This window comes from Pantoea sp. AS-PWVM4, assembly GCF_000468095.1.
GTDB classification, from domain to species: Bacteria; Pseudomonadota; Gammaproteobacteria; order Enterobacterales; family Enterobacteriaceae; genus Pantoea; species Pantoea phytobeneficialis.
This window is the reverse complement of the sequence record NZ_ASZC01000007.1, coordinates 170,171-192,975: the sequence shown is the minus strand read 5'-3', so window position 1 is coordinate 192,975 and position 22,805 is coordinate 170,171. Positions and strand designations below refer to the sequence as shown.

Below are 22,805 nucleotides of genomic sequence, written 5' to 3'. Positions count from 1 at the left end.
TGAGACAGCCAGGTGAGAAAGTTTCCCATGACTGCCCATAAATAACTATTTTCAGGGTAAAAAGCCCCCTGATAATACACGGTGAAATATGTATTATAATAACTCGCAGTTTTTGTCATTATAAAGCAATGCAGCTGAGTTTGTCAGGGCGCTACTGTATTTTGACCATGTCTGATTAGAGTCAATGCCTTCCGAAAATGCTTTCCGTGCTTGCTCTTGTTCGGCATTCCATAGTGCGCCTTTCACAAACTCATATGACGTGTGATAATCATTTAGAAGAGCACTCCAAATCATCGGGATCTTACCCGCTGCTTCTTTTGAAATATTCCCTGCATCAATACCCGCTAAAAATGCATCTGACTCTTTGCTAAAGTTTTTAGCAAGGACCTGCAATTTTTTACCGTCAACCCTTGCCTGGGCACCGAGTGCGACACATTCCGCAAGCCTGACTGCTCGCGTTGCATGCCCGGCTATCTCATCGGATTGAGCCTGTGTGTAGGTGATAACGCTGGCATGTACATAGGTTGAGATAAATAATGCTGGCAGAGAAAAAAGCGCGAAATAAGCCCGCCCAGAAATAAATTTCAAAATAAATCCTTAGTTACTGATTTTAATTAATAAAGTTGAACCTTATTCTATCTCTGAGCGAGTAGCGATGTCTATTACCATCGCATGATGTACATTATGACGGCACTGAATACCGATTAACACATTTAACTGCGTTAACATCAAGGAAACCGAAGCATCCCTGATGTTATTCCGTCCAGGTAGCAGCCAAACGTTATGGCCGCATCCAATATCCGATAAAAAACGTTTTTAACGGGTAATCCCCACATCCGTAATTGCTATCGGTTTTACCACACCATGATAAGTACGTTCGAGGGGAAGGAAGATCCGCAAATCATTTAACCATGCGATTGCTGATTTTTCCGGGCCATCCGAACCTGACTGCGTACATTCCACGCGCCAGTAGCTCCCGGTAAATGCAGCGTTAATCTTTGCAGCATCTCCACTGGATACGACGTCGCAGTCTCGCTCAATCCGCGTGACCTTTTCGCCGTCTTGCCCCTTGGTCAGCGTTAGCACATGATAATGCTGCCCCTTGAATAAAGGGAAACGTAACGTAGTTTCGATCCTTTGCGTGATGGACGGAAGAGGGCTGATGCTCATTGCCCCCTCCAGTTGAATGTCATTCGCGACCATAATGCGCTGCGCGAGAAAAACGTTGTAGTCCTCAAGCCGCCGTACCAGACCATTAGCCTGAACATCAGCGATTATTTTCACCGGCTTATCATCGGCCTGCGTTTCTGTCCATTTGAGTTGTCTGAAGCGAGGCTCCGCCCAGTTCGCAATCAGTGCAATCCCCTTCGACTCCACCTCCGGTGTCAGCGGAAACTTCATTATCCAGTTCGGATTATTATCCCTGAAGTCAGGAAGGATTGGTCCGCTGTATTTGGCAACCGTTTTATGCGGATGACTCTGGTATTTTCCTGATCCGGCATAGCGCTGGGGTTCGTCCATGCGGCACATTGTTTTGAATGATTCCACAACTGCCGGACTGTTAGTAAAGTCAGATGCACGCTTTTTCATTGCTTCACCGATCAAACTGTCGGTAACGAACCCGTGAGGATCCACATCTGTCGCCCCGATCACCGTGTCCTGGTCGGTTTTACAGTCGTAAACGTGGTATTCGACTTTAAGATCAAAAGGAGCATCGTAAGGCGGGTCGTAATCGATCTCATCGTAGCCGTAACCCAACCGGACAAGCAGCTTGTCCTTAACTTTGATGACATTCGCGACATCCACCAGCGAAGAGGCTTCCGGAATATCCTTACCGACATTATTTTTCTTTTCGCTGTAAACCCAGTCGCTGTTTTTAACTTTGATATCGCACAGGATTGCGGCTGCCTTTGCCTCATTACCGGTTATTTCCAGCGGCGGGGCATAGCGTCCATAACTTTTATCACCGTAAAAGCGATCACTCAGTTTGCCGTCTTTATTTAAGATATCGAGATACAATCGATAATATTTTTTATTCCCGCAGTCCACGGTATTCCAGCGTTCAACACTGGAACCATTATTCAGTTTCACCATCGTAACGTAGGTTAGGTGGTCATTCTGACGATAGAAATAAAGAGGATTAATAAAAACATTGCTGACATTCGGCGGCGGCAATTTTTCATCGCTGGCTTGTACCGCACTGACTGCACACAACGTTGTCAGTGCTGCCAGCAGCGTTATCGACTTTTTCATTTTTTACCCTGTTCTATTTTCCCATGATGCCTGTATGTTGGCCGCATCAAAGAAAGGATCGCACCTGGCTGGTGAAGGTTGTTACGCAGCTATCCATGAGTTTCTGCGTGACCTCATTTACTTTGGCATAATTATTTGCCTGCCACTGCGGGAGGGTGAATTGCGGCGTGGTTGCATCCGAGCTGCATTCGATTTGTTTGGATGTTGGGTGTCCCGCTGGATCGCTGACAGTACGTGTGAGTGTCGTCGTCATCACTAATTGATAATTGTCATCACCGCCTGCGAGATTTTTATAAATCAGCTTCCAGGTCAATGGCTTTATAATTAGCGGTTTATCGTATTTTTTGGCTGGTAGACGATCCATCTCGGCTTTAAGGACTTCGCTCACTCGCGGAGTCAGGTATGAAAGCGACGGATTCATAACACCAACGGCTTGTGTTCCTTTAAGTTGATCCTTGCTAAATCCCTGAATCTGGCCGCCGACAAATATCATTGAAACAAACTGAAGTGTTTTTAATGCCGTCGCTTTAGTGGTGTCACCTTGAGTGATATAACGCAATTGTGTGTCTGAGGGGCGACTGTAATCGGTTTCGAGGTCCTGCCAACCTTCAACAGTAAGCTGGGATTGGTTTTCTGAAGTAATTGTTTCAGTCTGGACACGCTTTTCAGTTGGAGGAAGGGGTTTTGAAGCACATCCGGTCAGCGTTAATGTTGTTGCCAATAGAGACAGAGTCAATTTTTTCGACATGTTTTCATCCATAAAAGTAACGGTTTGCTATGGGAGATAACATCGGCAAAAAGGCGGAAAACTTTATCTGCACTGCAAATTTTCTGTCGGCTGGATTAATGCATCAGGTAAATGAGGGGGAATTTCGCTGAGCTGTAACAACCATCAGGATACGTTATTCGGACCCCGATGCAGTTATAACAACGGAAAATATCAATCTTCATTCTGTTTATTGCTATCCCACAGCCACATCATCTGCGTGATAGCCTTGTTCAGCTCATCAAGGTTGGCACCATCGCGCGCCTGAATTGATATACCAAACAAAAAAGTACTGAACATTGCCGCTAATGCTTTCACATCGACGCTTTTGTTAAGCTGTCCCGTCACAACGCCACGCTCAATTGTTGCGACAACGCCTGCCCTGGTGCGATTACGCGAGCGCTCCAGCGGTTCAGCGACAGCAGTATTTTCAGCGGAGGGCGCGCTCATCGCCCCCAGACCTACCATGCAGCCGGATGGATGTCCTGGCTCACATTGCATTTCTGCTGAACGGCGTAACGTCGTTTCAAGGGCATCGCGAGCTGACAGGTTGTTATCCCATAAGAACTCGGTGACCTGAGCATAAGTGGCGATATAACGCTGCACGCACTCCCGGAATAGCGCTTCTTTCGATCCAAAAGCGGCATAGAAACTGGGCGCTGAGATGCCGTTGTTGATCCCCGCCTTCAGTTGGGCGAGTGAGGTTGATTCATAGCCATGCTGCCAGAAAAGAAACATGGCATCTTCAATCGCCTTATCTCTGTCAAACGTTCTTGGTCGGCCCATAGTCGCCATTGTTTTCTCCCGTCAGAATCTAACGACTAACATACTAATCGATACATATATCGTTGACAAAGATTTCCTCTCTGACTAATGTAGCGATCGATACACAAATCAACCCCATAAGTTGGCACCCGGTTATACCAGGTACAAATTTCCACACCAATATATATACCAATCGGTACATATCGCAACATTGAAGGACGTATGGAGAACGAGACTATCTTTACACAACCGAATGAGCGAGCAGCTCCGCAACCCCATTCAGAAACACAGAGGCTGCCAGTTTCAGCGTTACTTGCCCTGGCAATGACAGGTTTCATCTGCATCATTACTGAAACGTTGCCAGCCGGATTATTGCCGCAAATCGCGTCTGGCTTGAGTATCTCGAATTCCCTCGCAGGTCAGACCGTGACTGCTTATGCTCTTGGCTCACTATTGGCTGCGATACCGCTGACCATTGCCACGCAAAGCTGGCGACGCCGCAATGTGCTGCTGCTTGCCATTGCCGGTTTCTTTATTTTCAACTCGATTACCGCGTTGTCCTCACATTACTGGCTCACACTGATGGCTCGATTCTTTGCCGGGGTAGCGGCAGGGCTGTCATGGAGCCTGCTGGCCGGTTATGCGCGTCGTATGGTTGCCATCCACCAGCAGGGTAAAGCTATGGCGATTGCCATGGTCGGAACGCCAATCGCCCTTTCACTGGGCCTGCCATTGGGAACATGGCTTGGTGGGGTAATCGGCTGGAGAAGTGCCTTTGCCGGGATATCCGCCCTGACCGTTGTGCTGGTGATATGGGTGCTGACCAGCGTACCCGATTATCCGGGGCAGTCCCGCCATGAACGCCTGCCGCTGCTGCACGTACTGACCACCAAAGGGGTACGCCCGGTCCTCAGCGTCGTTATTACCTGGATGCTGGCGCACAACATTCTTTATACCTACATCGCACCGTTCCTTGATTTGGCGGGCCTCGCTTCACAGACAGATGTCATTCTGCTCACTTTTGGACTCGCGGCATTGCTGGCGATCGCGGTTACCGGGCGTCTGGTAGATCGCCATCTGCGTACCTGCGTGCTGGCTAGCCTTGCCATTTTTACGCTGGTTTCTGTGGTGTTTATGGCCTCTGCACAAGTACCGGCGGTGATTTATGCCGGTGTAGCGGTATGGGGATTCACTTTCGGTGGCGCAGCAACGCTGCTGCAAACCGCGTTGGCGGATAGCGCGGGCGAGGGCGCTGATCTTGCGCTCTCGATCAATGTGGTGGCCTGGAACGGCGCTATCGCAGCTGGCGGTCTTGTTGGCGGCATTTTGCTCAATAACTGGGGGGCACAGGTTTTCCCACCGGTGCTCATCCTGTTGCTGATCATCGCATTTCTTATCACATGGCGGGCGCGGGAACAGGGGTTCAGAGCAGGTGCGCGCCCAGGGCATTAGCCAGGAACCGTTGCGATATGCGAATGCATTTTCCGCGATGACAGCGCCATCGAAGCTTCTGCCACTGCGGTAATGGCAGACGTCGTGCAGTTTACGGATATTGCGCCGGTGCGTGTACGCGCCAGCCATATCTAATTCATCAGAGGACAACATCATGAACATTGGCATCATTGGGATGGGCGCGATGGGGAGTGCCATCGCGCGAAATTTAGTGGCTGCCGGACACCGGGTATATGCCTGGAGCCGCTCAGGCCGTGAGATTGAGGGCATCATAAACGTCAATGCGCCAGAAGAGGCGTTGCTGGGTGATGTCGCAATCACTCTTCTTTCTGACGATGCAGCAATCCAGCAAGTCATCATCGATGGCGACTTGCTTGCCGGAGCCAACCCAAATCTCGTGCATATTATTTCCTCAACCATATCGGTAAGTTTTTCACAGCAACTAGCCCTGGTTCATCAACAAGCCGGGATAAGTTATGTAGCAGCGCCGGTGTTGGGCCGGCCGGATGTCGCCGCACGCGGGGAGCTGAATGTCCTTGCTGCCGGTCTGCCGGATGCGTTGGACCGAGTGAGGCCGGTGCTGGACGTCATCAGCAAACGCGTATGGGAAATGGGAGAGAAACAAACGGCTGCACATGCAGCGAAGATCGCCTGCAACATGATGATCACTATGGCGATTGAAGCGATGGCGGAAGCCGTAGTGCTCACGGAATCCAATGGACTGGATCGAGCACAATTTTTTGATCTCATACTCAATACATTGTTTGGCGGCCGGAGCTATCAGGTCTATTCACGAAACATCATGGCAGAGGTTTATGAACCGGGGTTCAAAGCCAGTCTGGGCCTGAAAGACCTGGGACTCGCCAGAGAAGCCGCCGCAACATTGAGTGCAAAGCTGCCCATGCTGGCAGCAGTGAACGAGCAAATGGCCCGCGCTGTTCATGCTGACGGAGGTGACAAAGACTGGTCGATCATCGCGGATTATACCATTCGGTCGGCGAACAGACGCTGAGCAAAGAACTAACTTCCAGCATCTAAATAGAAGATATTGGCGTCTAAAATGTTGCATATATAACCTACAAGGTATAATCTTTTTATAGCTTGTGGGTTATAGGAGATTGATGGAATTGGCCTGGGAAATCATCACACGGACGTTATTTGATAACTGGTTTGAGGCTCAAGCTGACGATGTGCAGGAAGAGATTTTAGCCCACTTTGGCATTCTTGAGGAAGACGGTCCTAACCTGGGGCGCCCACAGGTTGACCAGCTTAACGGCTCAAATTATACCAATATGAAAGAACTGCGAGTACAGGTTGGTGGACACCCGTTCCGCTTGTTCTTTGCGTTCGATCCAACACGTAAGGCCATTATCTTATGCGCCGGTGATAAGAAGGGCCAGGTCGAAAAACTATTCTACAAACGAATGATTAAAATTGCAGATGCTGAGTACGCATCACATCTGAAATCACTAGAGGCAAAAGAAGATGGCGACGTATAAAAAATTGCTCGAAAAACGCTCACCTGAAAGCCAGGCGCGCATTGCTGCGAGAACTGCTGAAATTCGGCAGGAAATCACATTAGCGAAACTGCGCGAAGAATTAGAAGTATCACAAACTCAGCTTGCGGCCGCGCTGGGTATTAGCCAACCTTCGATAGTGAAGATTGAAAAGGTTGATAACGACCCTAAACTGTCAACTCTGAAACGTTACGTCGCTGCCCTGGGTGGTGAGTTGGCGCTTGATGTAACCTTACCAGATGGTAAGCGTATTGCGCTTAATCTGTAAAAACCACAGATGCCGCATCAAAAAGTGGGGCTTTTTATCCACTTCAACCAGGTGATGTATCATGACTTTTTGCACCATGACCTTCTCGTACAGCTAAGGCATAGCATGAGTACGCAAGGTTCCTGAGTTAAGACAGATTCAGGAAATCTTTTAACGTCAGCTGAAATCCAGCGGATATCTTCTCGATAGTCGCCAGCGTCGGACTCGATTCTCCTCGCTCGATCTGACCGAGCATTGATTTGCTGACCCCGGTCATTCTCTCTGTTTCACTCAAACTCCAGCCCTGCGCTTTTCTCAAATGTCGCAAGCGTTCAGAGATATAAATGTCAATCGAAGCCATTGTCACCTTCATCAATACTGGAGTTAATTTAATTCTGATTGATTTTTTTATATTCCAATGAAAGGATGCAAACAAGCAATTCTCGTAGCCAACAAAAATATAAGAACAGGCTATGACAAAAATAAGATATTCATATTATACAAGGCGGAGATCATGGAGCAAAAGAAGAATCCGGACATCACAAATGGTGATAAAACACTCGACCGCTTTGACATGGCAATACTCCGAATTTTACAGCGCGACAGCTCTATCGCTAATGTCACCCTGGCTGAGAAAATCAACCTCAGCCCTCCCGCTTGTCTGCGCCGTGTCGAACGGTTAAAAAAGCTCGGTTTTATAAAAAGCACTGTTGCATTACTCAACCCGGAAACATTAAATGCGGGTCTGGTGGTGATGATTGGCATTGTTCTTGATCGTTCCACTCCTGAATCCTTTAAAGATTTCGAAGGTGAAGCCGGTAAAATACGCGGCTGCATGGAATGCCATATGGTCAGCGGTGAGTTCGACTACATTATGTTAATTCGCACCGCAGATAACCAGAGCTTTAATAAACTCCACGCCGAGCAATTATTATTTCTTCCCGGTGTACGCCAGATCCGTTCATTTATTGGTTTGCGTGAGGTGTTTTCTACCACACAAATACCTTTATAAAACGGTCCTCATGCTTTTTTACGCGTCAGTAACGCAATACCCAGAGCAATCAGCAACGCGCCCGCCATCAGGGGTAATGTCAGTTCTTCGTGCAATGCAGGCACCGACACCAGCAGGCCGGTAATCGGCACCAACAACATCATTGATGAAAGGGTGACGCCGGATAACCACGTACTGGCGGCATTGACCGCACAAAAACAGAACGCCGTGGCGACCGGCCCCACAAATAAGGTGATTGCTAACAGCTCGCGGGAGTTATCGCCGCTCCAGTTGCCCTCAAACCCCCATGCCAGCGGCAGTAGCACCAGGGTAGCGAGCAGCATTTGCCACGGTGCCAGTTCAAAGGCATTGAGTCGGGAGCCAGTATGGCGCAAATGCAAAATGCAGATAGCCCAGCAAAGAGAAGCCAGCAACAACAGTCCGTTGGCGATAATTTGCCCGTGATCGTGCCAGTCGAGAGCTATTGGATTAAATAACACCACAATACCAATAATGCCAATTAACGCACCGGACAACTGGAGCGAGGATAATTTTTCTTTAAACAGAAATACTGAAGCTGGTACAACCCACAATGGCGTTGTGTAGGCCAAAACGGCAGATTTTCCGGCGGGCAGATAATTCATCGCAATACACCCCAGCGCAGTAAACGCCATCATCTGTAACAGGCCGACACTGAATATCACCGGCAACTCCCGACGACCAGGAATACGTATCCGTCCTGTCGATAACTGCAATAAAAAAAGGACGGCCGCACTGGAGGAAAAACGCAAAGTAGAAAACCACAGTGGCGTGATATGTGAAAGACCCGCTTTCATCACCGGCCAGTTACACCCCCATAAAATAATCGCAGTGACTAATAAAATTATGCCTTTCAACATCCCTTGGCGGGCACCGCTCGCATATTGGTAATTTTCAGTCATGTGAATATTCATTATTAATATGGGGGGGAATGGACAAAGAAATAGCATTGTTAGCCGCGTGCGTTCAATAGAAGGCAATGATGGATTCAGGGGTTCTGCATCACGTCAGCCTTGCGCAACAAAATCAGGGTAACTTGATGATTTTTAATCAAAAACCCAAAGGCAGGTCGATGACAACCCATTAGCGATGTTAATTTTATTTCGTCATAACGCTGAAAAATGTAACTTCCAGTCGCGATCATAAATATGAATGGATTTTTATTAAAAAATACGTGATTAAAACGAAATGTGAAAAACAAACACGATGCGATATTGTTATTTCGCAAACCAATATCAACTGCGCAGCATAATTTAAGGCGTGCGACTTCATTTATCCCGGAGAGAAGCTATGAATCTTGAAAAATTCCCCCGTTATCCTCTGACTTTTGGTCCATCGCCGATTACCCCACTGAAACGTCTGAGTGCGGAGTTAGGCGGTAAAGTAGAACTTTACGCCAAGCGCGAGGACTGCAACAGCGGTCTGGCCTTCGGTGGCAACAAAACCCGTAAAATGGAATATCTGATCCCGGAAGCACTGGCGCAGGGTTGTGACACGCTGGTTTCCATTGGTGGCGTGCAGTCCAACCAGACGCGCCAGGTTGCCGCTGTGGCCGCACATCTCGGGATGAAATGTGTTCTGGTGCAGGAGAACTGGGTGAACTATGCCGATGCCGTCTATGACCGCGTTGGCAATATCGAGCTGTCACGCATTATGGGTGCCGATGTGCGCCTTGATTCTGCCGGTTTCGATATCGGGATCCGCGAAAGCTGGAAACAGGCGATGGAAGAAGCGGCAGAAAATGGCGGCAAACCGTTCCCGATCCCGGCAGGATGTTCAGAACATCCCTACGGCGGTCTGGGCTTTGTCGGCTTTGCCGAAGAGGTTCGTCAGCAGGAGAAAGAGCTGGGCTTTAAATTTGATTACATCGTAGTCTGCTCGGTCACCGGCAGTACCCAGGCGGGCATGGTGGTGGGATTTGCCGCTGATGGCCGTTCACGTAATGTCATTGGTATTGATGCTTCAGCCAAACCCGAGAAGACCAAAGCCCAAATCCTGCGTATTGCGCAGAATACGGCTAATCTGGTCGAACTGGGTCGTGAAATCACCGAAGAGGACGTAGTGCTGGATACCCGTTACGGCGGCCCGGAATACGGCTTACCGAGCGAAGGCACGCTGGAAGCGATTCGCCTGTGCGCCCGTACCGAAGGGGTACTGACCGACCCGGTTTATGAAGGCAAATCCATGCAGGGCATGATTGATATGGTACGTAATGGCGAATTCCCGGAAGGTTCGAAAGTGCTCTATGCCCACCTGGGGGGTGCGCCAGCCCTGAGTGCTTACAGCTATATCTTCCGTAACGGTTAATCCCTCGGGATAATTCATTCGTCGCGGCACGATAAATCGCGCCGCGACGGATCTGACTCAACGAAACTGCAAATCAAACTCTTTCCGACACTGCTGATCCCGCTGCTGTAACTCTTCCCGCAGGAAAACAAAAAAAGCATCCAGCATCGCACTGCGCGGTTTTCCCATCTCACTTTGCAATTGCAGGCTGCGCTGGCTCAACTGGTCGCGGTTGATGGTCTTGATGATCAGGCCATCCTGCCGCGCCCGCGTCATTATCGAATAATGGCTGCTAACGCTGATGGCGCCGGGAGTTTGACAGACAAATTCGTACAGCGTGGAAAAGTGGTTACAGGTGAAGACGGGATCGATGAAGACATTATTCATACGGCAGGAGAGGTCGAAAAGCTGGCGAATGGTCGCTGACTGGTCTGGCAGCACCACGGGCCAGGCATTCAGGTCCGCCAGCTGAATATCCCGTTCCGCTAACGGATGATCGTCCTTCATAAAAATCAGTACCGGGGAGGGAAAAGACGCCAGCACTTCCACACCGGACTCAGGAGAGAGGATAAAACGGATAGCCAGATCGCACTCACCATTGCGCACCAGTTCCGGCACCTGCCTGCCGGTGCCGACCGTGAGGATAAAACTGACGCGGGGATGGAGCCGGCGAAACTTTGCCATCAGATTTGGTAGCAAGTTAAACGCCAGCCCATCAGTACACACCACCCGGATAGTGGTTTGAGCCACGGCTTTAATACCTTGCAGTTCAGCCACGGCCAACTCCATATCCGCCATGCTACGACGGACATGGTTTGCCAGAATATGTCCGGCATCATTAAGTTGCATCCCGCGTGGACTGCGTTCAAATAACGTCACCCCCAGCCGGGTTTCCAGCCGCTGGATATGCCGACTGATGGCGGAGATGGCGACAAACAGTTGCTGGCTGGCGGCGCTGATCGAGCCGGTGGTTGCAACCGCCATAAAGTAGCGAATCTCAGTGTTGTGCACAGGGCCTCCCTGATGTCAGCCTTGTCGATCGAGCATGACCTCCCGGCCCTGCTCAGCCAGATCCCAATACAAACCAGTCATGATTTGCAGCGCTTCGCAGGCCACATCGGCGAGCAAATGCTCATCGGGTGCATGCTGGGAACACGCCGGATACGAGTGGGGTAGCCACAACGTGGGCACATCAAACGTATCAAGAAAGCAGGCATTCGGTAAGCCACCGCCAAAATTTGGCAGCACTGCGGCTTCCTTGCCGATTGAACGGCGAATTGAGTCGAGACTCCAGCCGACCCAGAGATCGTCAGGATCAATACGCGTGGCTTTGAAACAGTTTACCGGCGCCACCACATCCACATCGTGAAAACCCTGCTGGCCAAGATGCTGGCGAATATGGTCGGCAAAGTTGTCCACATCACTGCCCGGAACATAACGCATATGGCAATGCGCCAGCGCGGTTGGTGGGATAGCATGTGCCGGTTTTTCGGGATTGCCGCTGGTGATTGCCAGCGTCTCCAGCGTATTCCAGCCATAGAGTTTTTCTGCCGCGCTTAAGCCCGGCTCTCCCCACTGCGGGGCAATCTGCGGATCGCCAGGGGCATTTCCCAACGCAAGGTCGCTCAGATGATGACGGATACTGGCGGATAACGGTGGTGGCAACAACGCAGGAAGCAAGATGCGACCATTGTCATCCACCAGACTGGCAATTGCATGGGCCAGGCGTATACCCGGATTACTGAGCAATCCGCCCCAGTTGCCGGAGTGATGCGCGCCATCACGTAATGTCACCCGCAAGGTAAAGTTGAATACGCCGCGTGAGCCGAGGAATAGAGTTGGACGTGACGCTGTCACGCGTGGACCATCTGAAGCGATAAACAGATCGGCGGCCAGCCAGTCACGATACTGCTGACAAACCGTTTCCAGACCCGGTGAACCGATCTCTTCCCCCATCTCCAGAATCATTTTGACGTTGTAGCCCAGCCGTCCGTTACGCGCCTTGAGTACTAACGCCAGCGCGGCCAGGTTGATGCTGTGCTGGCCTTTATTATCGGCCGTCCCGCGCCCATACCAGCGATTGCCCTCGACACTCAGTTCCCACGGATTAAGACCGCTGCGCCAGTTCTCTTCGTCTCCCGGCACCACATCGCCGTGTCCATAAGTCAGCAGGGTAAACGCCGCATCGGCTTCGAGACGACGCGCCAGCAGAAAAGGACTTTTCCCTGCTTCAGGATTGGCCACCACCTGACAACTGAACCCCAGTGCGGTGAGGTACGGGATCATCTCTTCATTGAGATAGGCCATCTGCTGTGGATGCTGACTCTCTGTCCGGTAGCTAACCCGGCGCGCCAGCGTTTCACGTAAGGCACCGGTGTGAAAATGGTCCAGCGCTGCCTGTAGCACGACTTCACGAGTGATCGTCATTATCCGTCAATTCCTTCTATTTCCGGGATACCGAGCCCCGGTTCCGGTGTCATTACCGAGGCCAACAACGCTCGGGTGTAGGGATGTTGCGGTTGGCTAAAAATCTGTTCCCGCGTTCCCTGTTCCACGATCTGGCCTTTGCGCATCACCGCAACATGATCAACCAGATGTTCCACCACCGACAGGTTGTGGCTGATAAACAGGTAAGTCAGGGAAAACTCCTGTTTCAGCGCCAGCAACAGATTGAGGATCTGCGCCTGCACCGAAACATCCAGCGCCGAAGTGGGTTCATCACAGATCAGAATCTCCGGACGCAGGATCAGCGCACGGGCAATGGCGACGCGTTGACGCTGACCACCGGAAAGTTGCCCCGGATACTGGCTGTGAGTACGTGAAGGCATGCCGACCAGATCCAGCATCTCCCGCACCTGCTTTTTGCGTTCATCCGGCGTGCCAATGTTGTGTAGCCGCAATGCCACTTCAACGACATCTGAGACGGTGCGACGCGGGTTAAGTGAAGACCAGGGGTCCTGAAAAATGGGTTGAATACGCGCACTCAATTTACGCCGATCGGCGGCATCAACCTCGCGTCCCTCAATCAGTACGTTGCCAGTGGTGGGCGGCAGCAGACCCAGTAGCATTTTTGCCAGCGTACTTTTACCGCAGCCGGATTCTCCCACCAGTCCCAGCGTTTCCCCGCGCCGGATACGCAGCGAGACATTGTCTACCGCCCGGATCTCCGCAGGGGACTTAAACAACCCGCGATTCAGGCGAAAAGTCCGGCTCAGCGCGCAAAGTTCCAGGGCGATATCCTCATTGCCGGCAATATGTGGCCGTGTCAGCTTGCTCATAGCGCCTCCCTGATGGTCAAAGGACGAATGCAGCGCACCTGATGCTGTGCATTGAGCGGTTGATAAGGCGGATTCTCGTTACATGCCTCCTGGCACTGGCTACAACGGTTGCGAAACGCACAACCCTGTTGAGGACCGGTAAGATTAGGCACCACGCCAGGAATGGTAGGCAGAGGCTGCCCCGGCTGCGTGCGGCCCGCAACCGGAATACACTCCAGCAACCCACGGGTATACGGATGGTGCGGCTGACGGAACAGTTCATTGACCGGAGCGGTTTCCACCACCTGCCCGGCGTACATCACCGCCACGCGATCGGCGATACGCGCCACCACGCCCAGATCGTGGGTAATGAAGATCACCGCCATGCCCATTTCCTGTTGCAACTCGCGCAGCAAGCGCAGGATCTGTGCCTGAATGGTGACATCCAACGCGGTGGTCGGTTCATCGGCAATGATCAGTTCAGGTTCACACATCAGCGACATCGCGATCATGATGCGTTGCCGCAGGCCACCAGAAAGTTGGTGCGGATACTGTTTCAGTCGATCTGCCGCCTGCGGAATGCCGACGCGCTCCATCAGGTACACCGCGCGTTCCCGCGCCTGCGCACGCGACACCTTACGATGTGCCAGCAGGGTTTCACATAACTGTTCGCCGAGCGTCCAGGATGGATTCAATGATGTCATCGGTTCCTGGAATATCATCGACATACTGTTGCCGCGCATCGCCGCTCGTTCACGGCGGCTAAGTGCGAGCAGGTCGTTTCCCTTAAAGCGCAGGCTGTCGGCCTGGCGTCGGGCATTGCGCGGCAGCAGATCCATCATCGCCAGTGAGGTCATGGATTTACCACAGCCGGATTCCCCCACCAGGCACAGCATTTCGCCACGATTTACGCTGAAATCGATGCCGCGCACGGCATGCAGCGTGCCACGCGGCGTCTGGAGATCCACCCGCAGATTTTTCACTTCAAGCAGAGGTGCGTCAGTCTGGTTCATGTCATTTCCCTCTTAGTTGCGACCGTCGAGTGCTGTGATATCGCGCAGACCATCACCCACCAGGTTGATACTCAATACCAACAACGCCAGTGCCACACCGGGGATCACAATCACCCAGGGCTGAAAGAACATATATGCCTTGCCTTCTGCGACCATCAGCCCCCAGGACGGCATGGGCGGTTGTACGCCAAGCCCCAGAAACGACAGGGTAGCTTCCAGTAAAATGGCGTGGGCAATTTCGAGCGTCACCACCACCGTCAGCGGTCCGAGCAGATTCGGCAGAATTTCGCGCAGCATGATAAACAGCGAAGATGCGCCCAGCGTTCGCGCTGCTGCGATGAATTCGGCCTCACGCAGTTGCCGGGTGACAGAACGGGAGACAATCAGAAAGCGATCCCACAACAGCAGGCCAAGCAGCATAATCACCACCTTGACCGAACCCCCAATCAGCGAGGCCAGCGCCAGCGCCACCAGGATCACCGGCATCGCCAGCCGCACCGTCAGCAGGTAGCTGACTACCGCATCAACCCGCCCACCAAAGTAACCGGCCAGCACACCGAGCGTGACGCCGATCAGCGCTGAGATCATCACCGATACCAGACCAATCAGCAGAGATACCCGAGCGCCATACAACAGGCGGCTGAGATAGTCGCGCCCGAGTTTGTCGGTGCCCAGCAGGTGCGTCCATTCGCCTTTCTCAAACCATACCGGCGGCACCAGGCGTCTGCTGACGTCCTGCGCAAAGGGATCGTGTGGGCTGATTAACGGAGCCAGCAACGCCAGCAGAACGATGGTGCCAAGAATCACCACGCCCAGCGTCATGCTGTGATGACCGAAGACACGGCGACACAGGCGCTGCCAGGCCGTTGGTTCCGGCAACAGGCCGGTTTCCGGGCTAATGACGTTTTTCATGGTTCCTGCCATAGTCGTTTTCATTGAGGTTCCTTATTTGCTGCGCAAACGGGGATCGAGCACGGCATTAAGCACATCCGCCAGGAACGTCAGCCCGATATAGAAGATGGCGATGATCAACACGATGGCCTGCACCACCGGGAAGTCGTTGCGCGAGATGGAGTCCCAGGCCAGTTGCCCCAGCCCCTGCAACGAGAACACCGATTCAATCACCACCGAACCGCCCAGCATAAAACCGAGCTCCACCGTTGCCAGCGCCACGACCGGGATAATGGCGTTACGCAGCCCATGCTTGACCACCACCTTAAAGGCACTCAATCCTTTGGCATGGGCGGTGCGGATATAATCCGCACCCAGCACATCCAGCATGCCGGAGCGTGTCAGGCGCATCAGCGACGGCATGGCGTAATATCCCAGTGCCACTGCTGGCAACACAAAATGTTGCCAGCTACCGTTACCGGCTACCGGCAGCCATTTCAGCCCTACGGCGAAAATCAGGATCAACACCAGAGCGAACCAGAAGTTGGGGATCGCCTGGCCCAGCACCGAGATAAACATCGCGCAGCGGTCTACCCAACTGTCGCGAAACACCGCCGCCACCACACCAAGAGGGATCGCCACCACCAGCGCCAGCAGCAGCGCCACACCGCCCAACTGGAGCGTAATGGGCATACGCTGACCGACCAGCTCCATCACGGTGTTTTCGAAGTAGAACGAACGACCAAAATCGAGGTGCAACGCCGACCAGAACCAGTGTGAAAACTGCACCAGCAGCGGCTGGTCCAGCCCGTTCTGTACGCGGATCTGCGCCACGGTTTCCGCGCTGGCATCCGGTCCAGCAATGGCTATCGCCAGGTCACCCGAAAGATGCAGCAGGGCGAAACTGACGACCGCCACGGTAAACAGCACCGCCAGCGCCACCAGCAGCCGATTTAAGATAAAGCGCACCATAACTCGGCTCCTTATTTCCAGCTGGATTGGGCAAAGCGCGGCAATTCATCCGGCCAGTCCTGGAAGTTCAGATCGGCATTGAAGGCGTAGTGGGTTGAGTAGGAAAACATCGGTGCAATGTAAGCCTGGGCAGAGATACGCCCCAGCGCCTCGCCATATTCTTCATTGCGCTGTTTGACATCGACCGTGGCATCGGCTTTTTTCAGCATTGCGGTCAGCGTGGCATCTTTCCAGATATCGCTGCCTTTGCCACCGAAGTAGGGGGTGGTAAACGCCGAGGTATCATTGATCGAGAACGATCCCCAGGTGTTAAAGGCCATCGGCGCCTGGCCGGAGCTGAGGGCAGTCGCCATCACCGGATACTGCACAAAATGGAGGCGGGCGCGGATACCGACTTTGCGCAGATCGCCAATAATCGCTTCCGCATAATCACGTTCGCGATAGGCCCACAGGTCGGTGTCAAAACCGTTGGCATAGCCCGCCTCTGCCAGCAGTTGCTTCGCTTTGGCAGGATCGTAATTGTACTTGATAACTTTGCTGTCGTTGCAGGCGACCTGGGTGCGGAAACAGGCGGTGTACACTGGCTTGCTGCCACCACGTACCAGGTTATCGACAATGCCCTGACGGTTAATAGCGTAATTGATGGCCTGGCGTACGCGCAGATCTTTCAGCGGCGCCGCTTCGGGGCCGGTGGCATTGGTGTTCAGTGCAAGGAAACCGATGCGCATGGTCTCGCCACTTTTCACCGCGATATTCGGCATGGCCGAAAGCGGCTCCACCTGGTCGGCGGCCACACGCCAGATCCAGTCCACCTGGCCGGTCATCAGCTGGGCGACACGCGCTTCCGGGTCGCGGATCACCACAAACTGCACCTTGCCGATGTGCGGCTGTCCTTGTGGACTCTCTTTGAAGTAGTCGGGGTTTTTCACCATATCAACGCCCTGGCCGGGGATGACTTTCACGATCTTGTAGGGGCCGGTGCCGATTGGGGCTTTACTGAAACCTTCCAGTTTCACCTGCTGGAAATATTTGGCCGGGTAGATTGGCGTAGGGCCGGATAGATACTCCAGCGCCGCCGGGAAGGGTTGTTTCAGGTGCAAACGAACGGTGAAGTCATCGACTTTCTCAACATGATCGATCCAGTCAACACTTTGCGGCACCACGGAGGCGGTATTTGGACCCGCGATTTTCTCGAAGGTGTAGACCACATCATCGGCACTGAAGGGATCGCCATTGTGGAATTTAACGTCTTTGCGCAGATGAATTAATAACGCAGTCGGGGATTCCCATTTCCAGTCAGATGCCAGTTCCGGTTTATATTCACCGGTTTTCGGGTCGCGATAAATAAGCGTGTCCCACACCATATGCGCCAGAATAACGCCTTCGCGCAGATTGTTATGATAAGGACTGATATTTTCCACTTCGTTATCAGAGGCATAAACCAGCGTGTCGTTCTGTTTACCTGCATAGCTGTAAGAAGCGCAGCACAACAATAATGCGGTTAAAGCATACTTGTGAATCTGTCTTGTCTTGTAACGAGCCATACCGTTCTCCAGCGATCAATGAAAAGTTGACAACAAAAGCAGATGGCACTGATGTAGCAAGAGCAGCGCCAATGCCGGAATATTGTCATTACCGATTTTCGATAACCGATTTCTCAAAATGAGAAACACGAGAGCAGGCAGACGTCACAGCGAGATAATTAAGGTTAAGTGGGAGGGAATATCAGCCAGCCAGGGAACGCCGCGTTATCGTAGTACCATCCATTGGGCGTTACGATGGTGCAGGAAAGTTTCACCCTGCACTTTTTGTGTGAAGGTTATTTGTGCAAACCGCATTCTGTTTTTGTGAAAGCTGGCAACGAGCACAACAGGTTGTAGCCCGTCACCCGCGTTAATCCAGGTTAGCCTTGCGCATCGGCATTTGATCAATGGTCGAGAGCAAGATCTCTGAACTTATTGGTCGGGTGTCACGCAGTTTCATTCCGCCATCTTTACCGACCAACACCACCTCAAACCCCTCTGGCTGGAGCTGCGAACGCAACTGACCTTGCTTTGTTGGCGCGGTATCAGTGAGCACGATGACATCACGTTCGGCCAGGGCAGTCTGGGCCTTTTCCAGCATTGCCATCTGCTTCAGGTAACTTGCATCTTGCGTTGAGGGGGCAAAAATCACCACCGGACGCGAATGCCAGCGGTATTGACTCAGGTCGGCAGTATCGGGAGGCAAAGTGCGAAACAGGCTACTCTCTGCCGCATGGGCAGCACTGCACAACACGAGAAGCAGTGCTGCAAGCAGCAAACTTTTGCCAGGATGCCATTGAGCGGGGAAGCAGGCAGTAATCATGATGATCTCCTCTAAGCCGACGGGCGCAAAGCCACCCTATCAAGGTTAGAGGAAACTGATCCGACCGTGCGGGTCTTCACCTTTTTTTACCAACAGGACCAGATAATCCTGAGACAGTCGTTTAACCTGCCGCGAGTTCGTTGAGAAAATCCTGTGTCGTCACCTGGCGGCAATAACCTTTGATAGCATTGAGGGAGTTTTGCTGACGTTCTGGCGTCAGTGTCGCGCAGGCATCGGTCACTAATGTCACCAGATAGCCCAGATCGCAGGCATCACGTACCGCGCTTTCAATGCATTGATCGGTAAGAAAACCCGCAATCACCAGATAACGTGTGCCAAGGTTACGCAACACATAATCAATATTGGTGGAGATAAACACGCTGGAAGAGGTTTTCGACAGAACGATTTCATCATCCGCTGGTGCGATAGCTTCCAGCACCTGGGCGTCCCACGAATCACGCGGCACGTTAAAGCCGGTGATTTTGTAGTCGAGACTGCGGTCACGTCCATCTTTGGTCAGACTTTCAATCACGGTGTACATCACTTCAACCTGACTGGCACGACACGCCGCCTGGACTTTTTGCATATTCGCGATGGTTTCACGTTCAATAATATCAAAGAAATAACCAAACTTCTCGTGTTGCTCGACTGTAGACATCCCGACATATTCACCACCATCACGGCGGGCGTTGTAGTTCTGCACATCGACAAATAACAACGTCGCGGCTTGTTTCTCAATCGGGATATTACGACTGGAGGGATTAAACATGAATTACGCCTCTTTTTTATATTGCTGACGGGTAAGCACATTCCAGCTGTCGGTAAAAATGGGGGCTAAATCCTCAGCCCACGCCAGTTGTCCTGCTGGCTGCGCAATCAAATCCTGGCGGATTTCAATTTCCACATAAGGCAGACCATTTTTATTGGCATGCTGCGGTACGGCGTAGTCGGTTTCATCGGAAACGGAATAGGGTTGGTTATCTCCCACGCACCAGCGCTGGGTGTTGTGCAATTGTTCCAGCACCGTCAGGGCATAGTCGGCCTGATGCTGATACAGAACGCCAACCTGCCAGGGCCGCTGCTCACCGTGAAACACCGGGGTGAAGCTGTGCATTGCCAGGATGCACGTCGGGATACCGTGCTGCTTGCGCTCGGCCAGTATCGTGCGGATGGCATCATGATACGGGGTGAAAATGTCGTCCCGTCGCTGGTCACGATCCTGCTGACTCAGATTGATATTGCCCGGAATGGGGGTGGCTTCCGACACCACCGGGATCGAGCTGGGAATGCCAGGCAGGCGGTTGCAGTCGATCACCAGGCGGGAATAGCGCTGATGCACCAACGGGGCATTCAGCAAGCGGCTCAGGTGCCGGGAAACCGCCAGTACGCCAATATCCCAGCCAATATGTCGGTCGATCTCATGCTGAGGTAAACCCAGATCGCCGAGCTGACGCGGAATGCGTTTTCCACCGTGGTCACACAGGATCAAAAAAGGGGAATCGCCTGTCCGGTTCTCCACCATCACCGGAGCGGGTTCATCGGAAAAAAGGAGTGGGACGCTCACGTCTTCAATTACCTCATTTAGATTTTGCATTCAAAGATAGGGGGCCAAGCGCTTCCCATTGCTGCAAGCGCTGCACGGTTTTATCGCCCTGACTTTCCATAATGCTGGCGATAATGGCATCGATCAGCACAATACCGGCGGCATAACCATCAAACAGCCACGGGGTTTCCACATGGATGGCCAGCACCACTTTAGCCAGAGAAGCGATGGGAGAGAGTTGGGTATCCGTTACCGCAATGAGCGTGGCGCCTCGCGCCACAATCTCCTGCGCCAGCTGATACATGTCCTGCTGGTAGCGGCGAAAATCAAACAGCACGAACACGTCGTTTTTATTGACGTCGATGATCTGCTGAATCCGGTCATGATGGTTTTCGGCAAGCACATCCACGCCGCGTCTTACCTGTTGCAGGTTGCGGCCAAAATACATCGCCAGTGATTGACTGATACGGCCACCGCCGAGGATCACATGATGTTCTTTGGCACCGATTAGCCGGGTGGCCTCGGCGATTTCGTATTCCGCGATGTCACGTAATGAACACTGGATTGCCAGCGTCGAAGATTTAATCGCCGCTTCCATCAGGGCCGACGCGCTTTCTGTCGTCACCCAGTTATCCAGACGTTGTAACGGGCCTTTGGCCTGTTCAGAGATCTCATCACGCAACGCCTGCTGAAAATCAACGAAGCCACCAAAGCCCAGGCGGCGGGCAAAGCGCACCACGGAAGGCAGGCTGACGCCAGCGCGATCTGCCAGCATCTGCACCGAACCTAAGCCCGCACCGGGATAGTCGGCCAGCATGGCCCTGGCAATTTTACGCTCCGCCGGACTCAGCTCCGCCATATTGTCTTTTATCTGTTGTGCCAGCACCCGGCTCTCCTTCACTCCACTTCAGGCAAATCACAGTGCCACAAGCGCTGCGTCTGAACCATACGAATTTAATATATATTACATATATTGATTTTTAATCGATCTTGTAACATACATAAAAAAATAGCAAGGGGCGTATCTCAAACCAACTATGACGGGAGTTCTCGGTTTAATGGGCAAGCAATCCGTAATCATCGACGAAGAATCCATTGATTTACAGAGTGAAAGTGAAAGGCTCAGGGCACTCGGTGTCACGACCTTGTTTGCTTCACTGGTGGATTCCGCTGGCGTTATCCGTGGCAAATCCGTTCCGGTTAACCGACTGAAAACGCTCTGTCAGTCAGGGGTGGGGGCATCACCCTCCTGGGCATTATTCTGCGCCGATAATGCCATCTCCTGGATCCCGGCATTCTCGGCGGTTGGCGATCATCGCCTGCGTGCCGACCTCGCCGCGCTGGTGACATTACCGGATGGTTTTTGCTGGGCGCCGGTTGATGTGTTTGAACAGGAAGGGGAGCACGCTGCCTGGTGTAGCCGCCATTTTCTACGCCGACAGGTTGCGGCCTTGCAACAGCAGGGCATTGAAACCCTCGCAGCCGGTGAGCTTGAGTTCTTTTTGTTACCAGAACAGGACGATCAGCAGGATAACGAATGGCACGCCTACGGTATGGGCGGGCTGCTGGCACATGAAGCGATGGTCAATGATCTCGTCAAAACTCTTGAAGAAGCCGGTGTCGGCCTTGAGCAATTTCATGCCGAATATGGCACTCGCCAGTTTGAATTGTCACTGGCCCCGGCCAATCCGGTTACGGCCATCGATCGCCTGGTGCTGACCCGTATTTTGCTGGGCCGCATCGCACGTCAACACAAGTTGCGGATCAGTTTCTCTCCAAGGCCGTTTGAGCATGATGCTGGTAACGGCGCACATCTGCACTTCTCCTTTACCCGTGAGGGCCAGCCGCTGCTGGCAGGCGGTACCGGTAGCTACGGTATCACCGATGCGGGAGGCAGCCTGCTGGCCGGGATTGTTCGGCATCTGCCGGAACTGGTGGCGTTATTGGCCCCGTCAGTGCTGTCCGCCGATCGCCTGCAACCCGGGCACTGGTCAGGCGCGTATGCCTGCTGGGGACTGGAAAACCGGGAAGCCGCGGTGCGTTACTGTGCGGCAAATCAGGGCAACCCGTATGGCGCGCACCTTGAAGTGAAGTGTATCGATCCTTCCGCCAACCCCTATATCGCCTGTGGCGCAGTGCTGGGGATGGCGCTGGCGGGACTGAACGCCGCGCTGCCGCTGCCACAACCTACACAAGCGGCCCCTGCCGATCTCTCTGAAGCGCAACGCCATGAGCAACATATCCATCGACTGATCACCTCCCACAGCGATGCCTTAACGCGTCTCGCACAAAGTCCGTTGGCGCAATCGATGTTGCCGCCGGAATTGCTGGGGGCACTGATCGCTGTGCGTCAGCACGAACAGGATACCTGGGGACATATGCCGTTAAAGACCATCACGGAAAAATTCCGCTTTGCATGGTCGGTTTAAGCCTTACCAATACCGGGGAAACCCATAACACATCTCGC

24 protein-coding genes are annotated in these 22,805 nt (G+C 52.6%); 7 read left to right on the top strand and 17 right to left on the bottom strand.

Annotated features, from left to right (window positions below; genetic code table 11):
- Window positions 1–93: 93 nt before the first annotated feature.
- The 4 genes from L579_RS09300 to L579_RS09285 all read right to left on the bottom strand — a co-directional run bounded on the left by L579_RS09300 (window position 94) and on the right by L579_RS09285 (window position 3,814).
- Complete coding sequence (locus tag L579_RS09300) at window positions 94–588, bottom strand: hypothetical protein (RefSeq protein ID WP_036626085.1); 495 nt, start codon at window positions 586–588, stop codon at window positions 94–96.
- A 228-nt stretch (window positions 589–816) separates the two neighbouring features.
- Entirely contained in the window at window positions 817–2,253 is a 1,437-nt protein-coding gene (locus L579_RS09295; RefSeq protein WP_021183999.1) for a hypothetical protein, read from the bottom strand.
- Window positions 2,254–2,299: 46 nt separating this feature from the next.
- Window positions 2,300–3,001 carry a hypothetical protein gene (locus tag L579_RS09290; protein WP_036626080.1) on the bottom strand — a complete coding sequence of 234 codons (702 nt, stop codon included), beginning with the start codon at window positions 2,999–3,001 and terminating at the stop codon, window positions 2,300–2,302.
- Window positions 3,002–3,193: 192 nt separating this feature from the next.
- Window positions 3,194–3,814 carry a TetR/AcrR family transcriptional regulator gene (locus L579_RS09285; protein WP_021183997.1) on the bottom strand — a complete coding sequence of 207 codons (621 nt, stop codon included), beginning with the start codon at window positions 3,812–3,814 and terminating at the stop codon, window positions 3,194–3,196.
- Window positions 3,815–4,108: 294 nt separating this feature from the next.
- Here L579_RS09285 and L579_RS09280 point away from each other — a divergent pair, with 294 nt between their 5' ends.
- The 4 genes from L579_RS09280 (at window position 4,109) to L579_RS09265 (ending at window position 7,021) form a co-directional block, all read left to right on the top strand.
- Window positions 4,109–5,236 (top strand): MFS transporter, encoded by a 1,128-nt coding sequence (locus L579_RS09280; RefSeq protein WP_021183996.1) that lies wholly within the window; start codon window positions 4,109–4,111, stop codon window positions 5,234–5,236.
- Between the two features lie 154 nt (window positions 5,237–5,390).
- Window positions 5,391–6,248 carry an NAD(P)-dependent oxidoreductase gene (locus tag L579_RS09275; RefSeq protein WP_021183995.1) on the top strand — a complete coding sequence of 286 codons (858 nt, stop codon included), beginning with the start codon at window positions 5,391–5,393 and terminating at the stop codon, window positions 6,246–6,248.
- A gap of 109 nt (window positions 6,249–6,357) precedes the next feature.
- On the top strand, window positions 6,358–6,735 hold the full coding sequence (locus tag L579_RS09270) for a type II toxin-antitoxin system RelE/ParE family toxin (RefSeq protein ID WP_021183994.1): 378 nt from the start codon (window positions 6,358–6,360) through the stop codon (window positions 6,733–6,735).
- Window positions 6,722–7,021 carry a helix-turn-helix domain-containing protein gene (locus L579_RS09265; protein WP_021183993.1) on the top strand — a complete coding sequence of 100 codons (300 nt, stop codon included), beginning with the start codon at window positions 6,722–6,724 and terminating at the stop codon, window positions 7,019–7,021. Before L579_RS09270 ends, L579_RS09265 begins: the two co-directional genes overlap by 14 nt.
- A 127-nt stretch (window positions 7,022–7,148) precedes the next feature.
- Here the strand turns inward: L579_RS09265 and L579_RS09260 are convergent, their stop codons facing one another.
- Complete coding sequence (locus L579_RS09260; RefSeq protein WP_051337958.1) at window positions 7,149–7,361, bottom strand: helix-turn-helix domain-containing protein; 213 nt, start codon at window positions 7,359–7,361, stop codon at window positions 7,149–7,151.
- Between the two features lie 153 nt (window positions 7,362–7,514).
- Here L579_RS09260 and L579_RS09255 point away from each other — a divergent pair, with 153 nt between their 5' ends.
- Window positions 7,515–8,012 (top strand): Lrp/AsnC family transcriptional regulator, encoded by a 498-nt coding sequence (locus tag L579_RS09255; RefSeq protein ID WP_021183990.1) that lies wholly within the window; start codon window positions 7,515–7,517, stop codon window positions 8,010–8,012.
- Between the two features lie 8 nt (window positions 8,013–8,020).
- Here the strand turns inward: L579_RS09255 and L579_RS09250 are convergent, their stop codons facing one another.
- Window positions 8,021–8,932: a DMT family transporter gene (locus L579_RS09250; protein WP_021183989.1), complete on the bottom strand. Its 912-nt coding sequence runs from the start codon at window positions 8,930–8,932 to the stop codon at window positions 8,021–8,023.
- A gap of 388 nt (window positions 8,933–9,320) precedes the next feature.
- Here L579_RS09250 and L579_RS09245 point away from each other — a divergent pair, with 388 nt between their 5' ends.
- Entirely contained in the window at window positions 9,321–10,337 is a 1,017-nt protein-coding gene (locus L579_RS09245; protein ID WP_021183987.1) for a 1-aminocyclopropane-1-carboxylate deaminase, read from the top strand.
- A gap of 57 nt (window positions 10,338–10,394) precedes the next feature.
- On the opposite strand, the gene L579_RS09240 is transcribed toward L579_RS09245, so the two are convergent.
- The 11 genes from L579_RS09240 to L579_RS09190 all read right to left on the bottom strand — a co-directional run bounded on the left by L579_RS09240 (window position 10,395) and on the right by L579_RS09190 (window position 21,224).
- Window positions 10,395–11,327 carry a LysR family transcriptional regulator gene (locus L579_RS09240; protein ID WP_021183986.1) on the bottom strand — a complete coding sequence of 311 codons (933 nt, stop codon included), beginning with the start codon at window positions 11,325–11,327 and terminating at the stop codon, window positions 10,395–10,397.
- A gap of 15 nt (window positions 11,328–11,342) precedes the next feature.
- Window positions 11,343–12,737, bottom strand: a complete 1,395-nt coding sequence (locus L579_RS09235) for a M20 family metallopeptidase (RefSeq protein WP_036626249.1) — start codon at window positions 12,735–12,737, stop codon at window positions 11,343–11,345.
- A gap of 5 nt (window positions 12,738–12,742) precedes the next feature.
- On the bottom strand, window positions 12,743–13,594 hold the full coding sequence (locus L579_RS09230) for an ATP-binding cassette domain-containing protein (RefSeq protein ID WP_021183984.1): 852 nt from the start codon (window positions 13,592–13,594) through the stop codon (window positions 12,743–12,745).
- On the bottom strand, window positions 13,591–14,586 hold the full coding sequence (locus tag L579_RS09225; protein ID WP_021183983.1) for an ABC transporter ATP-binding protein: 996 nt from the start codon (window positions 14,584–14,586) through the stop codon (window positions 13,591–13,593). Before L579_RS09225 ends, L579_RS09230 begins: the two co-directional genes overlap by 4 nt.
- A gap of 12 nt (window positions 14,587–14,598) precedes the next feature.
- Entirely contained in the window at window positions 14,599–15,522 is a 924-nt protein-coding gene (locus L579_RS09220) for an ABC transporter permease (RefSeq protein ID WP_021183982.1), read from the bottom strand.
- Window positions 15,523–15,531: 9 nt separating this feature from the next.
- Window positions 15,532–16,449, bottom strand: coding sequence for an ABC transporter permease (locus L579_RS09215; RefSeq protein ID WP_021183981.1), 918 nt, complete (start codon window positions 16,447–16,449; stop codon window positions 15,532–15,534).
- 11 nt (window positions 16,450–16,460) lie between these two features.
- Window positions 16,461–17,993: an ABC transporter substrate-binding protein gene (locus tag L579_RS09210; protein WP_021183980.1), complete on the bottom strand. Its 1,533-nt coding sequence runs from the start codon at window positions 17,991–17,993 to the stop codon at window positions 16,461–16,463.
- A 349-nt stretch (window positions 17,994–18,342) separates the two neighbouring features.
- Window positions 18,343–18,795: a DUF4174 domain-containing protein gene (locus tag L579_RS09205; RefSeq protein ID WP_021183979.1), complete on the bottom strand. Its 453-nt coding sequence runs from the start codon at window positions 18,793–18,795 to the stop codon at window positions 18,343–18,345.
- A 121-nt stretch (window positions 18,796–18,916) separates the two neighbouring features.
- Window positions 18,917–19,564 (bottom strand): isochorismatase family cysteine hydrolase, encoded by a 648-nt coding sequence (locus L579_RS09200; protein ID WP_021183978.1) that lies wholly within the window; start codon window positions 19,562–19,564, stop codon window positions 18,917–18,919.
- A gap of 3 nt (window positions 19,565–19,567) precedes the next feature.
- Window positions 19,568–20,389 carry an N-formylglutamate amidohydrolase gene (locus L579_RS09195; RefSeq protein ID WP_051337956.1) on the bottom strand — a complete coding sequence of 274 codons (822 nt, stop codon included), beginning with the start codon at window positions 20,387–20,389 and terminating at the stop codon, window positions 19,568–19,570.
- Window positions 20,373–21,224: a MurR/RpiR family transcriptional regulator gene (locus L579_RS09190; protein ID WP_021183976.1), complete on the bottom strand. Its 852-nt coding sequence runs from the start codon at window positions 21,222–21,224 to the stop codon at window positions 20,373–20,375. The genes L579_RS09195 and L579_RS09190 overlap by 17 nt, the downstream gene beginning before the upstream one ends.
- A gap of 172 nt (window positions 21,225–21,396) precedes the next feature.
- On the opposite strand from L579_RS09190, the gene L579_RS09185 reads away from it, so the two are divergent.
- Window positions 21,397–22,767, top strand: a complete 1,371-nt coding sequence (locus L579_RS09185) for a glutamine synthetase family protein (RefSeq protein WP_021183975.1) — start codon at window positions 21,397–21,399, stop codon at window positions 22,765–22,767.
- Window positions 22,768–22,805: the final 38 nt, after the last annotated feature.

Bases quoted from the DNA above. Each gene is read 5' to 3' on its own strand.
- L579_RS09295 (WP_021183999.1), bottom strand. From the start codon at position 2,253: ATGAAAAAGTCGATAACGCTGCTGGCAGCACTGACAACGTTGTGTGCA.
- L579_RS09290 (WP_036626080.1), bottom strand. From the start codon at position 3,001: ATGTCGAAAAAATTGACTCTGTCTCTATTGGCAACAACATTAACGCTG.
- L579_RS09285 (WP_021183997.1), bottom strand. From the start codon at position 3,814: ATGGCGACTATGGGCCGACCAAGAACGTTTGACAGAGATAAGGCGATT.
- L579_RS09280 (WP_021183996.1), top strand. From the start codon at position 4,109: ATGACAGGTTTCATCTGCATCATTACTGAAACGTTGCCAGCCGGATTA.
- L579_RS09275 (WP_021183995.1), top strand. From the start codon at position 5,391: ATGAACATTGGCATCATTGGGATGGGCGCGATGGGGAGTGCCATCGCG.
- L579_RS09270 (WP_021183994.1), top strand. From the start codon at position 6,358: ATGGAATTGGCCTGGGAAATCATCACACGGACGTTATTTGATAACTGG.
- L579_RS09265 (WP_021183993.1), top strand. From the start codon at position 6,722: ATGGCGACGTATAAAAAATTGCTCGAAAAACGCTCACCTGAAAGCCAG.
- L579_RS09260 (WP_051337958.1), bottom strand. From the start codon at position 7,361: ATGGCTTCGATTGACATTTATATCTCTGAACGCTTGCGACATTTGAGA.
- L579_RS09255 (WP_021183990.1), top strand. From the start codon at position 7,515: ATGGAGCAAAAGAAGAATCCGGACATCACAAATGGTGATAAAACACTC.
- L579_RS09250 (WP_021183989.1), bottom strand. From the start codon at position 8,932: ATGACTGAAAATTACCAATATGCGAGCGGTGCCCGCCAAGGGATGTTG.
- L579_RS09245 (WP_021183987.1), top strand. From the start codon at position 9,321: ATGAATCTTGAAAAATTCCCCCGTTATCCTCTGACTTTTGGTCCATCG.
- L579_RS09230 (WP_021183984.1), bottom strand. From the start codon at position 13,594: ATGAGCAAGCTGACACGGCCACATATTGCCGGCAATGAGGATATCGCC.
- L579_RS09225 (WP_021183983.1), bottom strand. From the start codon at position 14,586: ATGAACCAGACTGACGCACCTCTGCTTGAAGTGAAAAATCTGCGGGTG.
- L579_RS09220 (WP_021183982.1), bottom strand. From the start codon at position 15,522: ATGAAAACGACTATGGCAGGAACCATGAAAAACGTCATTAGCCCGGAA.
- L579_RS09215 (WP_021183981.1), bottom strand. From the start codon at position 16,449: ATGGTGCGCTTTATCTTAAATCGGCTGCTGGTGGCGCTGGCGGTGCTG.
- L579_RS09210 (WP_021183980.1), bottom strand. From the start codon at position 17,993: ATGGCTCGTTACAAGACAAGACAGATTCACAAGTATGCTTTAACCGCA.
- L579_RS09205 (WP_021183979.1), bottom strand. From the start codon at position 18,795: ATGATTACTGCCTGCTTCCCCGCTCAATGGCATCCTGGCAAAAGTTTG.
- L579_RS09200 (WP_021183978.1), bottom strand. From the start codon at position 19,564: ATGTTTAATCCCTCCAGTCGTAATATCCCGATTGAGAAACAAGCCGCG.
- L579_RS09195 (WP_051337956.1), bottom strand. From the start codon at position 20,389: ATGCAAAATCTAAATGAGGTAATTGAAGACGTGAGCGTCCCACTCCTT.
- L579_RS09185 (WP_021183975.1), top strand. From the start codon at position 21,397: ATGGGCAAGCAATCCGTAATCATCGACGAAGAATCCATTGATTTACAG.